The sequence below is a fragment of the Cupriavidus sp. YR651 genome, assembly GCF_900101625.1.
Lineage (GTDB): Bacteria > Pseudomonadota > Gammaproteobacteria > Burkholderiales > Burkholderiaceae > Cupriavidus.
Genome location: NZ_FMYZ01000021.1, coordinates 23,026 through 36,616, shown reverse-complemented (window position 1 = coordinate 36,616; position 13,591 = coordinate 23,026). Strand labels below are relative to the sequence as shown.

At 65.9% G+C, this 13,591-nt stretch carries 12 protein-coding genes; 10 read left to right on the top strand and 2 right to left on the bottom strand.

The window, feature by feature from the left end:
- The first annotated feature begins 116 nt into the window (after positions 1-116).
- Positions 117-890, top strand: a complete 774-nt coding sequence (locus tag BLR29_RS29760; RefSeq protein ID WP_092143075.1) for an enoyl-CoA hydratase — start codon at positions 117-119, stop codon at positions 888-890.
- A 56-nt stretch (positions 891-946) separates the two neighbouring features.
- Here BLR29_RS29760 and BLR29_RS29755 read toward each other — a convergent pair whose 3' ends face one another.
- Positions 947-1,381: a MarR family winged helix-turn-helix transcriptional regulator gene (locus tag BLR29_RS29755; protein ID WP_092143072.1), complete on the bottom strand. Its 435-nt coding sequence runs from the start codon at positions 1,379-1,381 to the stop codon at positions 947-949.
- A gap of 65 nt (positions 1,382-1,446) precedes the next feature.
- A complete protein-coding gene (locus BLR29_RS29750; RefSeq protein ID WP_092143069.1) occupies positions 1,447-2,340 on the bottom strand; it encodes a LysR family transcriptional regulator in 894 nt (297 codons plus the stop codon).
- A 184-nt stretch (positions 2,341-2,524) separates the two neighbouring features.
- Here BLR29_RS29750 and BLR29_RS29745 point away from each other — a divergent pair, with 184 nt between their 5' ends.
- The 9 genes from BLR29_RS29745 (at position 2,525) to BLR29_RS29705 (ending at position 13,517) form a co-directional block, all read left to right on the top strand.
- The gene (locus BLR29_RS29745) at positions 2,525-4,123 is read left to right on the top strand and encodes a tannase/feruloyl esterase family alpha/beta hydrolase (RefSeq protein WP_092143066.1); all 1,599 of its coding nucleotides are present in this window, start codon (positions 2,525-2,527) and stop codon (positions 4,121-4,123) included.
- A gap of 180 nt (positions 4,124-4,303) precedes the next feature.
- Positions 4,304-4,687, top strand: coding sequence for a hypothetical protein (locus BLR29_RS29740; protein ID WP_092143063.1), 384 nt, complete (start codon positions 4,304-4,306; stop codon positions 4,685-4,687).
- A gap of 310 nt (positions 4,688-4,997) precedes the next feature.
- A complete protein-coding gene (locus BLR29_RS29735; protein WP_255371508.1) occupies positions 4,998-5,912 on the top strand; it encodes an alpha/beta fold hydrolase in 915 nt (304 codons plus the stop codon).
- Between the two features lie 238 nt (positions 5,913-6,150).
- On the top strand, positions 6,151-6,414 hold the full coding sequence (locus BLR29_RS29730; protein WP_092143056.1) for a hypothetical protein: 264 nt from the start codon (positions 6,151-6,153) through the stop codon (positions 6,412-6,414).
- Positions 6,411-7,460, top strand: a complete 1,050-nt coding sequence (gene mdtN, locus BLR29_RS29725) for a multidrug transporter subunit MdtN (RefSeq protein WP_092143053.1) — start codon at positions 6,411-6,413, stop codon at positions 7,458-7,460. Before BLR29_RS29730 ends, mdtN begins: the two co-directional genes overlap by 4 nt.
- Positions 7,441-9,438 (top strand): FUSC family protein, encoded by a 1,998-nt coding sequence (locus tag BLR29_RS29720; protein ID WP_092143050.1) that lies wholly within the window; start codon positions 7,441-7,443, stop codon positions 9,436-9,438. Before mdtN ends, BLR29_RS29720 begins: the two co-directional genes overlap by 20 nt.
- The gene (locus BLR29_RS29715; protein ID WP_092143047.1) at positions 9,425-10,975 is read left to right on the top strand and encodes a TolC family protein; all 1,551 of its coding nucleotides are present in this window, start codon (positions 9,425-9,427) and stop codon (positions 10,973-10,975) included. Before BLR29_RS29720 ends, BLR29_RS29715 begins: the two co-directional genes overlap by 14 nt.
- Positions 10,976-11,271: 296 nt before the next feature.
- Positions 11,272-12,393 (top strand): substrate-binding domain-containing protein, encoded by a 1,122-nt coding sequence (locus BLR29_RS29710; RefSeq protein WP_092143044.1) that lies wholly within the window; start codon positions 11,272-11,274, stop codon positions 12,391-12,393.
- Between the two features lie 101 nt (positions 12,394-12,494).
- Positions 12,495-13,517, top strand: coding sequence for an ABC transporter substrate-binding protein (locus BLR29_RS29705; protein ID WP_092143041.1), 1,023 nt, complete (start codon positions 12,495-12,497; stop codon positions 13,515-13,517).
- Positions 13,518-13,591: the final 74 nt, after the last annotated feature.

Genomic DNA, 13,591 nt, shown 5'->3' with positions numbered 1-13,591 from the left:
GCAACATGTATTGAGCGCTCCGGCGGTTTACTTCGCACGCGAATTATCTATATACTTCGCATGCGAACTTAAACCGGATGCCGGCCCGGCATCACGCAACCACCTGGAGACCGATCATGACCTCGGAAATTCGCACTGAACTGACCGGCGGCGTTCTGACCATCACGTTTGCCCGGCCGGACAAGAAGAACGCCTTGACGAACGAGATGTACGGCGTCCTCGCCGACACGATCGAGCAGGCACAGCGCGACAGCCATGTCCGTGTGTTGCTGCTGCAGGGGGACGGGGACATTTATACGGCGGGGAATGATGTGGCCGAGTTCGCGGCAATCGCGGCGGGAAAGGGCCCCGGCGAACGCCATGTGCACCGCTTTCTGCACGCCCTGGCCAACTCGACCGTGCCGATTGTCGCAGCGGTCAACGGCAAGGCCGTCGGCGTCGGCACCACCATGCTGCTGCATTGCGACTACGTCGTGCTGGCGCAGGACGCGCAACTGATCACGCCTTTCGTCAACCTGGCCCTTGTGCCCGAAGCCGCTTCGAGTTACCTGCTACCCCTGTGCATCGGGCACGTCAGGGCCTTCGAGATGTTTGCGATGGGCGAACCGCTCGATGCGCAAACCGCTGTGGCATGGGGCATCGCGAACAAGGTTTGCGCCAATGACCAGTTGCGGGCGGAAGCGCGCCGGATGGCCGAGAAGCTTGCCGCCAAGCCCGCCGGCTCCCTGAGTGCAATGAAGAAACTCATGCGCGACGCGGAGAAGCTGGTTTCGCAGATGGACAGCGAAAGCGCCAGGTTCCAGGAGCGGCTGGCAAGCGCCGAAGCCAGGGAAGCCTTTTCGGCCTTCGCGGAGAAGCGCAAGCCGGACTTCACCAGGATTGCCCAGTAAGAAGCGCCAGATAGCGCCTCCAAGTCGAATGCCTCGCTGCCTTACGGCTGCCGAGGCTACTCCTCGCCCTCGCCGACGGTCGGAAATTTCGTCTGCAGGCTGGTCAGCCACCGCGCCACCACGTCGATCTCGGCTTCGGTGAAACCTTCGGTCAGCCTGGCATTCAAGGCCTTCATGCCGGTCTTGGAGCGCTGGCGAGCCGCGCGTCCCGCCTCTGTCAGCCACAGGCGTGATGCGCGGCGATCCGTCTCGTCCGGCCGGCGTTCGATCAGCCCCGCCCTTTCGGTCCGGTCGGCCAGTCCGCTCATGCCGGGCGCGCCCAGATCCAGCGCTGCGGCCGCCTCGCTCATCAGCGCCCCGTCGTTCGCACCCAGAAAGAAAAGCAGCCCGCCCTGGGCTGCTGTCACGCCTCCGGCGGTTGTTCGCGCTTGCGACCACCGTTGCAGCCGGCGCTGGCCGACATTCAATAGATAAACGAGGCGATGGTCCATGTTGGGGAAGGCACAAGAGATGGCGTTTAGTTCGCATGCGAATATTATCATGCACCCCGTGCCTGCTACGGTTGCCCCGTATCGCACCCATGCTTGCGCACGAAATGCTCGCGGATCACCGATGTCACGGACATGCGGCGGGTGCTCTCGAGCATGCCGACGCGCCGTGCCCAAGGCTTGCCCGGCAGCGGCAACAGACATAGCGCGGGGTCTCGATCCCACCCGAAATGACGCAGCACAGGCGCGATGGAAACCCCCGCGCCCTGGCGGACCAGCTCGACGATGGCCGGTAGCGAATTCATCGCCACTAGTTCGTTAGGTTGTATGCCACACCGACGCAACAGCAGGTCGATTCGCGCCCCCGTGGTCACCGCACGGTCGAACCGGATAAAGGGCTGGCTGCACAGCAGATCCATGGCATCGACGCCGGGGAGCGCCACGCGGGCATGGGCGACGAGCATCAGTGGCTCGCTATACAGGTGCGACCAGATTGCAGCGCGGCCATCCGGTCGGGTGGATTCCACGATGATGGCCGCATCCAGTTCGCCGGTCAGCACTTTGGCGTAGAGATCGGGCTGTCGCCCGTTTTCGATGCGGATATCGAGCAACGGATAGGGCACCTTGAGGTCCACCACGCTGGTGGCCAGTGCGCCCATGGCGGAAACGATGGCGCCGATGGTCACCGTGCCGGCGATTTCGTCGCTGGCGGGCGCTTCGGCCAGCAAGTCCTCGTAGTCGGCGATCAACCGCCGCGCCCGCGCCACCAGCGCCACGCCCGCCGGCGTGAACGTGACGGCGCGCCCGGTGCGATCGAACAGCGGCCGCCTGAGCAGATCCTCCAGCGCCCGCATTTGCGCACCCACGGCAGCCGGCGTCAGCGCCACTCGCTCGGCGGCGGCGGCGAACGAGCCGTGGTCAGCCACGGCGATGAAGGTCTTGAGCATGCGGATCGCGCTCATGGGGAAATGGGGAAATGGGTGAGCCTTGGGAGGGGCTCATCATAAAACTTTTCTTTAGGTTCCCTAAAAGAGAATCCATTTTTCTTTTATGGTCGTTTCGTCAAGAATGGGCGTGCCGGCCCTCCGCCGGCAATCGCCAGAACAATACCGACGCGCCACGCGTTGAGAACCCGAGACAAACCTGATGCCCCTGACTGCCAGTTTTCTGAAACAGTGGACACCGGCCGCCGCACTGCTGGCGGGCGCGCTAACGCTCTCCCCTGCCGCCCGCGCGGCCACGGCCTGCGAAACGCTGATGGAAGCGAGCCTGCCCGGCGTGACCCTGACTGCCGCCGCGCAACAACCTCCGGGGACGCTGGCATTGCCCAATGGCCACAAGATTGGCGACTTGCCGACGTTTTGCCGCGTCTCCGGCCGACTGACGCCGACCACCGACTCCGATATCGGCTTCGAACTCTGGATGCCACCCGCCGACGCGTGGAACGGCAAGATGCTCGTGGTCGGCAATGGCGGCTACGTCGGAGCGATCCGCTACGACGAACTGGAACCCGCCGTGCGCCGCGGCTACGCCGTGATCTCCAGCGACAGCGGACATACCGACAAGGCCGGCTATCGCAACGAGAGCCTGAACTGGGGCGTGGGCCACCCCGAGAAGATCGCCGACTGGGCCTATCGCTCCGTCCACGCCGCGGCCGTTGCGGCGCGTGCGCTGATTACCGCCTTTGAACAGCGCGATGCCAGCCACGCCTACTATTTCGGCTGCTCGACCGGTGGCGGCCAGGGCCTTGCCGCCGCACAGCGCTACCCCGAGGACTTCGACGGCATCATTGCCGGCGCGCCGGGTAACAATCGCACGGCGCTGAACGAGGGGTTCCTGTGGATGGCGACCCAGAACCTGAAGAACCAGGCCGGCTACATCCCGCCGTCGAAGCTGCCCGCGATCAATCGTGCGGCTATTGCCGCGTGCGACGCCGGGGACGGACTGGTGGATGGGCTGATCGGCGACCCCGCCCAGTGCCGCTTTGACCCGAAGGTGCTTCAGTGCAAGGGCAATGCCGACGCCGATACCTGCCTGACCGGGCCACAGGTCGATACCCTCAGGCGTCTCTACGCAGGCGCGCGCAATCCGCGCACCAAGGCGCAGATCTATCCGGGCTGGCCGGTCGGAAGCGAGTTCGGCTACCTCGGCGGCTGGGGCTATGCCATCGAGGGCCCGCAAGCGTTCCGCACCGAATTCTTCCGCGACTGGGTATACAAGGACGCCAACTGGGACTGGCGCAGCTTCGACTGGGACCGCGACGTGGATCATGTGAAGGCGCAAATCGGCCCGCTCGTCGACTCCGTCGATCCGGACCTGACCGCATTCAAGCGGCGCGGCGGCAAGCTGATCCTGTATCACGGCCTGGCCGATCCGATCGGCAACGCGAATGACACGATCCACTACTACGCATCCGTCACCCGGACCGTCAGCCATACCCCCGACTTCGCACGACTGTTCCTGTCGCCCGGCATGGGCCATTGCCGCGGCGGCGTCGGGCCGAACACGTTCGACGCCATCGGCGCGCTTGAAAACTGGGTGGAAAAAGGTCACGCGCCCGACCAGATCGTCGCAGCGGCCAAGGGCCTGGAAAGCAAGACCGGAGGTCTGGCCACCGCAGCGCAGGTAATGGATGGCACCAGCCGCACGCGCCCCCTGTGCGCGTATCCGAAGCAGGCCAAGTACAAGGGCAGCGGCAGCATCGACGACGCGCGCAACTTCGCGTGCACCACGGCGTCGCGCTGACAATGAGACGCTTCTGAATCCGCGCATGCCGCACGCGCCGCGAGGTCCTCGACGGAAAGCGGCGCACGCGGGGCATTTGGCGACAGGGCCTGGAATTCATCAGGCCACTTCCGCCAAAAGCAGCGCAGTTTCGGCAGCGGGGCAAACGGATGGCACAACGTGGGCATAAGCTAGCGCCCCATGAAATACGCCATCCTCACCCTGTCATGGCTGGTCGCAGGCTGCGTCACGCAGGTCGCCCTGATCGACGCATCCGGCAACGCCAGCCACTTCAGTGTCAATCCTGCCTCGCGCACCGTCTCAGGGGCGATAGACGGCAAAGCCTACTCGGGCAGCTACGTCACCAACCAGTCGACCTGGCGTCCCATGTTCACGGAATCCAAAGGCAGATCGTTCCAGCCTGCCGCGTGGACGTCGCCCGGCACCTCCGGCCAGGCGCTTCTGTTCGCATCGGACGGCGCCAATCTGCGTTGCGATTTCGGTTACCAGGGCCTCACGGTAATGGGCCAGTGCCATGGCAGCCACGGTGCATCCTATGTGCTGACCACCGACGCGCCGCCGTAATCGCTGACGGCAACCTTTGCCTTGAACAAGGCGGATTCCGGGGTCAACTTCCCTTACGCATCACATCCGCCGATGTCTGTAGGGAAATGTATTGAATGCGGTCATGGATACGTAGCGATACGTTCGAGCCTGTGGAGCACCATAGACCAGATACATGCCAATCCTTCAATGCTGCATATGCAACAGAATCCTCCGCGTTGGGTGGAGCCTGTTTTTCAGTGATGATGGAAAGGTGAAAGGTATGACAACAACATCCACGGCTGGGCGCTCGTTTCGACGCTCTGGCGCCCTCTGCGCCACAGCCACGGCCGTGCTGCTCGCCGCGCTGGTGGCAGGCTGCGCGAACATGACTTCGTCGGAAAAATCGGTGCCCGAGATCGGGTATGTGCAGATCCAGCCCGATCTCAAACTCAGGCGGCTGGTCGTACATAACGCCAGGCCAAAGGGCACCGTGCTATTCGTGCATGGCTTCCCCGAGACGCTCTACGCATGGAAGGATATTGCCGCGACGCTGGGTCAGGAATACGAAGTCCATGCATTCGACTGGCCGGGATACGGTCAGTCATCCCGCCCCTCCGCCGACAAGTTCGCTTACGCGCCACGGGACTACGCTAATGTGCTGAAGGGGTATATCGAGCAAGCCGGGATCGACAAGCAAAACCTGGTGATCTACGCAACGGACATCGGCGCATTGCCGGCGTTGCTTGCTGCGATTGACGACCCGGTGATTGCAAGGCGCATCATCGTTGGCGACTTCGCGCCGTTCAATCGACCGCAGTACATGCAGGAACGCCTGCAAGGTCTGAAGGAGCCGAAGTCGGCGGACGCGGTCCGGGCGGCCTTCAACAAGTCGCGCGACGAGATTATCGAAAATGCGTTCACGCGCGGATTGCCTGCGGCGTCGCACTATGCGCTGCCTCCGGAATTCAAGGCGGACATGGCGCGTGGCTGGCAGAACGGAGCGCTGACATCCGCCGACGCGTTCTATCACTACTATTCGCACTTCACCCGCGATCAGGATTATCTCGAGGCGAACGTAGCGAAGCTCAAGACACCCATCAAGGTCATCTGGGGAGAGCAGGACATCTATATCAAGAAGGAAATGGGCGTCGAGTTCGCCGAGAAGGCCCACGCGGAACTTACCCTGCTTCCTGGCATCGGGCACTACCCGCACCTGCAGAGCCCGCAGCAAACCATCGAGGAAATTCGCGCCTCGTTCCGGTGAAGGGGTTGCGTTGTCGACGGGATGCCGCCGAACTATTCGGCGGCAAATCACGCCGGCAAATCGCGCCGGCAAATCGCGCCGGCAAATCACGCCGGCAAATCACCCGCCAGCGCGTCTGTCAAGGGTCGACGCCTGAACCAAAGATCGAATCTGCCGCACGGCTACTCCAAACTCCCTTTGTCCCTTACAATCCGGCATCGGCGCCCCCAAACCCCCTGAACCCAATCCCCCCAATCCCATGGCACGCTCGCTTGCGCTCGTCGCGTTGGCCGCTTCGCTGTCTGGTTGTGCCGGGGCCCCCTCATTCAGTCTGTTCGGGGCCTATTTCCCGCTCTGGCTACTCGCCGCGGTGCTTGGCATCGCGGGCGCCTTGATCGCCTGGCGGGTGTTTATCGCGACTGGCTGGGCGGAAATCGTGGGTCTCCAGTTACTGGTCAACACGGCGATCGGCCTGATGATTGCCGAAATCGTCTGGTTATTCGGCACGGGGCACATCCTATGAAAATGGCTGGCGTCCGCCGCGGCCCGATGCGCGGGAAATTGATTGCCCTGGCAATTGTCCTGCTTGCCGTCCTTCTTTCCATCTACGCCTACCAGCGCACGATCCGTTATCCGTCGTCCGACGATGCATCGCTCGATGCCGATCTGGTGCACGTCGCCTCTCCCGTCGGCGGGCGCATTGCCCGGATCCTGGTGACGGAGAACCAGCAGGTCTCCAAGGGCGCCATCCTGTTTGAAATCGATCCCGTGCCTTACCGGCTCGCCGTGGCCCAGGCGACGGCCGACCTGGAGCTCGCCCAGGCCATGCTCGGCACCCGGCGCCGGGCCATCGGCACGGAGCGCGGCACGGCGTCGGTGGCATCCGACCAGATCGACCGCGCCGAGCAGAATTACGCGCTGGCCACGCGCACCGTGGAACGGCTGCGGCCATTGGCTGCCGATGGCTATGTGCCGAAGCAGCAACTGGACCAGGCCGAAGTGGCCAAGCGCGATGCGGCGGTGTCGCTGAAGCAGGCCCAGGTGCAGCGTGCCACGACAGCGCAGGCCGTGGGTAGCGAGGAAGACGCGATTGCCACCGTCCACGCGCGCGAGGCCGCGCTGGCAATCGCCCAGCGCGCGCTGGACGACACCGTGGTCCGTGCCCCGCACAATGGCCGGGTGACCGGGCTCACTGTCCTGGCCGGCGAAGTCGTGCTTCCCAACCAGTCCCTGTTCGTGCTCGTGCATACCGGCGAGTGGTTTGCCGTGGCGAACTTCCGCGAAACGCAACTGGCGGACATCCGTATTGGCGATTGCGCCACGGTGTATTCGATGATCGACCGGCGCCAGGCCATGCGCGGCGTGGTCGAGGGCATTGGCGCGGGGATCACCGACGCTGACCGGATCAACCTGCCGCGCTCCCTGCCCTATGTGCAGGCATCGGTGAACTGGGTGCGGGTAGCCCGGCGCTTCCCGGTGCGGATCAAGCTGGAGGCGCCGGCGGAAACATTGGCCCGGGTGGGTGCCAGCGCAACCGTCGAGGTCCGGCATGGCGCGGCCTGCCACTGAGAGGCTGCGTCTCGGCGTGCCCGATATTGGTGCGTTGCTGGCGCCGTTTCCGGGGCGCACAGCGGCGACCACGCGCATTGCGGCCGCCAGCACACTGACGGTGCTCATCACGGCGATGTATGGCACGCCGGAAGCGGCCATTTCCGCGTACGTCATCTTCTTCATCAACCGGGCCGACCGCACCAGCAGCATCGTGATGAGCGCGGCGATGCTGATCCTGATCAGCATCATCATCGGACTAGTGATCCTGCTGGGCGCTTACACGCTCGACAATCCGATGCTGCGCGTGGCGTGCATGGCCGTGGTGTCCGCCACCCTGCTCTTCCTCACGTCGGCCAGCAAGCTTCGTCCCGTGGGCGCCATCGTGGCGATGATCGTCGGCTTCGGGCTGGACGAGCTCGGGCTGGTGCCCGCCGGCGAGCTTGCCACGCGCGGTCTGCTCTATGCGTGGCTGATGGTGGCGATTCCGATCGGCGCGAATATCGTCGTCAACCTGGTACTCGGGCCGTCGCCACGCCGGCTGGCCTGCGACCGGCTGGCGCACTGCCTCCGCTTGGCGGCACAAAGCCTGCGTGATCCGGCATCGGACGGCATCGCGCTTGGCGCGGTGTTGCGCGATGGTGTGCAGCCCGTGGCCGGCTGGCTGAAGCTGGCGAAGTTCGAAGGCAGCGCGAGCGCGGCGGACGTCGTGGCGCTGCGCCAGGCGGCGGCGTCGACCATGGCGATCCTGATGGCGGCCGACGTCGCCTGCCGGCAACCGGGTGCCGCGCTGCCGGCAGCGCAGGCCGAGCCGATCGCCGATACGCTCGACGCCATGGCCCGCATGCTCGATGCGGGCGGTTATCCGGTGGAAATCGCGCTCTCCCTGCCCGACGCGGAACTGCCACCGGTCCAGCAGTCCGTCCGGCGCGAGCTGCGCAGCGCCATCGAGCGCTACGCGGAGCCAGACGAGGCAGCGGTGCCCCACACCGCCCCGCCGCCCGCAAAAGCCGGCGGCTTCCTCGATGCCGACGCCTTCACCAACCGCACCCATATCCACTACGCGCTGAAAACCACCGGCGCGGCGATGTTCTGCTACCTGCTCTATCAGCAACTGAACTGGCCGGGCATCCACACCTGTTTCATCACCTGCTATCTCGTATCGCTCGGAACGGCCGCGGAATCCGTGGAAAAGCTCACGCTGCGGCTGGCCGGATGCCTGATCGGCGCGGTGGTGGGCACCGCGGCCCTCGTCTATATCGTGCCGGCCCTGTCGTCGGCGGGCGGCCTGCTGGCGCTGGTTTTCGTGGGCACGTGGCTGTCGGCGTGGGTCGCGCAGGGATCGCCGCGCATCGCGTACGCGGGCTTCCAGATCGCGTTTGCGTTCTATCTCTGCGTGATTCAGGGGCCGGCGCCGGGCTTCGACCTGACCATTGCGCGCGATCGCGTCATCGGCATCATCGTCGGCAACCTGGTGGTCTATCTGGTCTTCACGCGGGTCTGGCCGGTCAGCATCACCGGGCGTATCGAGGGGGCACTGGCCGCATTGGCGCGCCAGTGGCAGCAACTGGTCGATGCGCGCCTGCCCGATGCGCGCCGCCAGCACGCTGCCGCCGCGCTCGGCCTGCAAGGCGCCATCGCACAGGATCTGGTTCTTGCGCGCTATGAGCCCGCATCGGTGGGGCCCGCGTCATCGTGGGTCGATGATTGCCGCCGGCGTCTGGGCGTGCTCGATGCCATCGCCGGCCCCCTCTTCCTGCTGGCTGAACGCTTTCCGGGCGACCCCGCTGTGGCGGCCAGTCTGCGCGCGCTGCGCCCCGCCGAGGCTGCCCATGCCGCCGAGGCCGGCGGAACGGCTCCAGGCACGCCGCCCGCGCATCCCATGACAGACCACGACACCCAGACACGCGACGCGCTGCTGGCGCTCGTCGACAAACGATTGGCCGACATGCCGCCCGATGGCCCGGGCACATCCCCTTCCTCCCATGCGCAAACCTGACCCGCAGGCACTCCCGCTCATGCTCGTGCCCGCGCTCGTGGCGCTGACCCTGGCGGGCTGTGCCACGTCCGCGCTCGATCTCGCGCCGCCGCAGCCTGACCGGCCTTGGCAGCCGCCCACCACGGCAAGCGGGGAAATCGTGGCTGGCGCGGCAAGCAAGCCGGCGCCCGTGAGTCAGCCATCGGACTACACGCTGCCGGCCAACCGGGCGCTGGCCACCATTGCGCCACCACCGGCCCTGGAGCCCGGCCACGCGTATTCGCTGCCCGAGCTGATCGACATGGCCGAATCGTCCAACCCGCTGACGCGCGTCGCGTGGAACGACGCTCGCAATGCAGCGCTGGCCGCTGGCATCGCCCGCAGCAGCTATCTGCCGCAGATCTCGGTGGCGGCGATGGGCGGCTACCAGAACGGGCATCTGTCGACATCGACCGCACTGGGGCAGGCGGGCGCCGATATCTCGCACCACGGCGCCGTATCGGTGTTGTCGCTGCAGTGGCTGCTGTTCGATTTCGGGGAGCGTGCGGGCCTTGTGGAGGCCGCCGAGCAAACCACGATTGCCGCGAACATTGCGTTCACGGCCTTGCACCAGCGCATCATCCACGACGTCAGCGTGGCGTTCTATCGCTATCAGGCGGCCCGTTCGCGCTCGGGGACCGTCCAGCAGGCGCTGACCAATGCGGATGCGGTGCTGGCCGCGGCCAAGGCCCGCTACGCCCGAGGCATCGGCACCGTGGTGGAAGTCGCGCAGGCCACGCAGAATCGCGCGCAAACCAACCTGGCGATGGTGCAGGCGCAGGGCGCGGAAACCGACGCGTATCTGGGCCTGGTCACCGCCATCGGCATTTCACCGCTGTCGAAGCCGCGCATTGCCGAAATGCCCGCGCGGCCGCTGTCGCCGGCGCTGCGCAGTTCCGTGGAGCAAATCGTGGAAACGGCGATCGCGCAACGGCCCGACGTGCTGGGCGCGTATGCCGTGGAACGCGCCAATCAGGCCAGGGTCAGGTCCGCCGAGGCGGCGTTCCTGCCGAAGGTATTCATGTCCGCGTTCGCGTCCTACGCATCGGGCGGGTCGGCCATCACGGCGATACCGCCGGTGGGCCAGCAGCCGCCCACGGTCAACCTCAATGGCTACCGCTACGGCAACAGCGTGTTCCTGGGCGTGACGGTGCCCATCTACGACGGCGGGCTACGCTCGGCGGTGCTGGCGCAGGCGCGCAACGACGTCGATAGCGCGTCCGCGAAGCTTGCGCGCGCCAAGGAGGAATCCGTCCGGCAGATCGTGGTCAGCCAGAGCGCGCTGGAAACGAGCCTGGCCACCTATGACGCCGCCAGGGCGCTGGCCGATGCCGCCCAGACCACCTATGACGCCGCATTTGCCGCGTATCGCAAGGGGGTGGGTTCGGTGACCGAGGCCAACCTCGCGCAGAACCAGCTGCTTCTGGCGCGCAATGCGTCAGCCGACGCCTACAGCGGCGCGCTGGCCGCCGCCGCCGCGCTGGCGTTGGCCACGGGCACCATCGGCTCCACGCAGTGATCGGCTGAACCGGGCTTCAACCCGGCTTCAAAGCGGCTTCAAAGCGGCTTCAAAGCGGCTTCAAGCCGCGTCGCCCGCTATCCGCTGGACGTCGCCGATCTGGCGGCTGCGCTGTCATCAGTCCGTCACATCTGGCGACGAGAATGCATCCCGCAAACACAGGCGCAAGACCCGTCCGCGGCCTCGATCACTCCCTTCTGATGCGGCAGTGCAGCGACGGAAAACCTTGACGCCTGATTTTTCGGCGCTTCAATGAAAACGTTTTCAAAGTTGCGACTGAGCCAGTTGAGGAGCCCATGCCAACATCCCGCCGTCCTGCTTCGCCACCACGCATCGCCGCCGCCGAACCCGGCAGCGGCGTCACGCTGGCCGACGTCGCGCTGGCGGCCCGGGTGTCGCTGGCTACCGCGTCCCGCGTGTTCAGCCATCCCCAGCTGGTGCGCGAGGCCACCGCGCAGCGCGTGCACGATGCCGCACAACGGCTGGCATTCCGGCCCAACCTGCTGGGCGCCAAGTTGCGATCCCAGCAGACACGAATCATCGGCGTCATGTTGCCCACGCTGGAAAACGCGGTGTTCGCGGAATGCTGGCGTGGCATCGAGGAAGCCGCGCTGGCGGCCAGTTATTCCCTGATGCTGGTGACCAGCGGCTACGACCCCGCCCGCGAACGCGAGCGCGTGGAATACCTGCTGCGCCATCGCGTCGACGGCATGGTGCTGACCGTGGCGGACGCGGCGCACAGCCAGGTGCTGGACCAACTCGACGCCGAGTCCATCCCGTACGTGCTGGCCTACAACCAGGCCGCGCCGCAGGGCCGGCGTCACTCGGTTTCCGTCGACAACCGCGCCAGCGCATGCGAAGGAGTCACGGCCCTGATTGCGGCCGGGCATCGCCGCATCGCCGTGGCGTCCGGATCGTTCACGGCGTCCGATCGCGCGCGCCAGCGCTTTGCGGGCTACGAGGATGCGATGCGCGCGCACGGCTTGCCGGCGATGGCGCCGGTCTGCCTGCCCTCCCATACCGCCAGCAATGCCGGACAGATCCGCGCGCTGATGCAGGCACCGGACGCGCCGACGGCGTTGTTCTGCACCAATGACCTGCTGGCGATCGGCGTGATCTCCGACCTCAAGCGGCTGGGCCTGCGCGTGCCGCGCGATGTGTCCGTGCTGGGGTATGACGGCATCGCGCTCGGCGCGCTCGTGGAGCCGCCGCTGGCAACCGTGGTGCAACCCAATAGCGAGATTGGCGCCGGTGCGATCCGGCACATCGTGTCCCGCCTGCGCGCCGCCACGCGCGCGGAAGCCGTCGCCAGTGCCGAGCCCTGCGTCACGCTGTTGCCGCATGCCTTGCGCGTGAACGGCACGGTCGCCGCGCCGGCCAGCCCCGCTTCCACCGCGCCGATCTCGCGGACGGCGTAGCCAGAAGTCTGCCTTTTGCCTTTTGCATGTTGCTGTTTTCCGTTCGCTGTTTGCCTTTTCGTCGTCTCTTTCTTCGTTCGATTTCCACCAGGGAGCCTTACATGTCAACGCAATCCTCCTGGCGCCGCCCGCTGCGCTGGCTGGCCATGGCCGTGACGGCCGCCGCATTCAGCCAGGGCGTGGCCGCACAGACCGCCATCTGCTACAACTGCCCGCCCGAATGGGCCGACTGGGCCGCGCAGATCCGCGCCATCAAGGAAAAGACCGGCGTCACCGTGCCGCTCGACAACAAGAATTCCGGCCAGTCGCTGGCGCAACTGGTGGCGGAAAAAGCCAGCCCGGTCGCCGACGTGACCTACCTCGGCGTGACCTTCGGCATCCAGGCCAAGGCTGACGGCGTGACGCAGCCGTACAAGCCCGCCAACTGGAACGAGATTCCGGACGGCCTGAAGGACCCGCAAGGCAACTGGTTTGCCATCCACTCGGGCACGCTGGGTTTCATGGTCAACGTGGATGCGCTGCGCGGCAAGCCCGTGCCGCAGTCGTGGGCGGATCTGCTCAAGCCGGAATACAAGGGCCTGATTGGCTACCTGGACCCGGCCAGCGCGTTTGTCGGCTATGTGGGCGCCGTGGCGGTGAACCAGGCCATGGGCGGATCGATGGACAACTTCGGCCCGGCCTTCAAGTACTTCAAGGACCTGCAGAAGAACCAGCCGATCGTGCCGAAGCAGACCGCTTACGCACGCGTGCTGTCGGGCGAGATCCCCATCCTGCTGGACTACGACTTCAACGCCTATCGCGCGCGCTACAAGGACAACGCGAACGTGGCGTTCGTGATCCCGAAGGAAGGCTCGCTGGTGGTGCCCTACGTCATGAGCCTGGTCAACAAGGCGCCGCATGAGGCCGAGGGCCGCAAGGTGCTGGACTTCGTGCTGTCCGATGCCGGCCAGGCGCTGTGGGCCAACGCCTACCTGCGTCCGGTGCGCAATGTGCCGATGCCCAAGGAGGTGCAGGCGCGCTTCCTGCCGGCCGCCGACTATGCGCGCGCCAAACCGGTGGACTTCGCCAGGATGGCCGCCGCGCAGAAGGCCTTCAGCGATCAGTACCTGAAGGAAGTCCGCTGATCCGGACGCATCCGGACACCGCACGCAGCATGCAGGCTGTCTCCCCTCCGTCCAATGCGTCCGCAAGGGCGGAG

Bases quoted from the DNA above. Each gene is read 5' to 3' on its own strand.
- BLR29_RS29760 (WP_092143075.1), top strand. From the start codon at position 117: ATGACCTCGGAAATTCGCACTGAACTGACCGGCGGCGTTCTGACCATC.
- BLR29_RS29755 (WP_092143072.1), bottom strand. From the start codon at position 1,381: ATGGACCATCGCCTCGTTTATCTATTGAATGTCGGCCAGCGCCGGCTG.
- BLR29_RS29750 (WP_092143069.1), bottom strand. From the start codon at position 2,340: ATGAGCGCGATCCGCATGCTCAAGACCTTCATCGCCGTGGCTGACCAC.
- BLR29_RS29745 (WP_092143066.1), top strand. From the start codon at position 2,525: ATGCCCCTGACTGCCAGTTTTCTGAAACAGTGGACACCGGCCGCCGCA.
- BLR29_RS29740 (WP_092143063.1), top strand. From the start codon at position 4,304: ATGAAATACGCCATCCTCACCCTGTCATGGCTGGTCGCAGGCTGCGTC.
- BLR29_RS29730 (WP_092143056.1), top strand. From the start codon at position 6,151: ATGGCACGCTCGCTTGCGCTCGTCGCGTTGGCCGCTTCGCTGTCTGGT.
- mdtN (WP_092143053.1), top strand. From the start codon at position 6,411: ATGAAAATGGCTGGCGTCCGCCGCGGCCCGATGCGCGGGAAATTGATT.
- BLR29_RS29720 (WP_092143050.1), top strand. From the start codon at position 7,441: ATGGCGCGGCCTGCCACTGAGAGGCTGCGTCTCGGCGTGCCCGATATT.
- BLR29_RS29715 (WP_092143047.1), top strand. From the start codon at position 9,425: ATGCGCAAACCTGACCCGCAGGCACTCCCGCTCATGCTCGTGCCCGCG.
- BLR29_RS29710 (WP_092143044.1), top strand. From the start codon at position 11,272: ATGCCAACATCCCGCCGTCCTGCTTCGCCACCACGCATCGCCGCCGCC.
- BLR29_RS29705 (WP_092143041.1), top strand. From the start codon at position 12,495: ATGTCAACGCAATCCTCCTGGCGCCGCCCGCTGCGCTGGCTGGCCATG.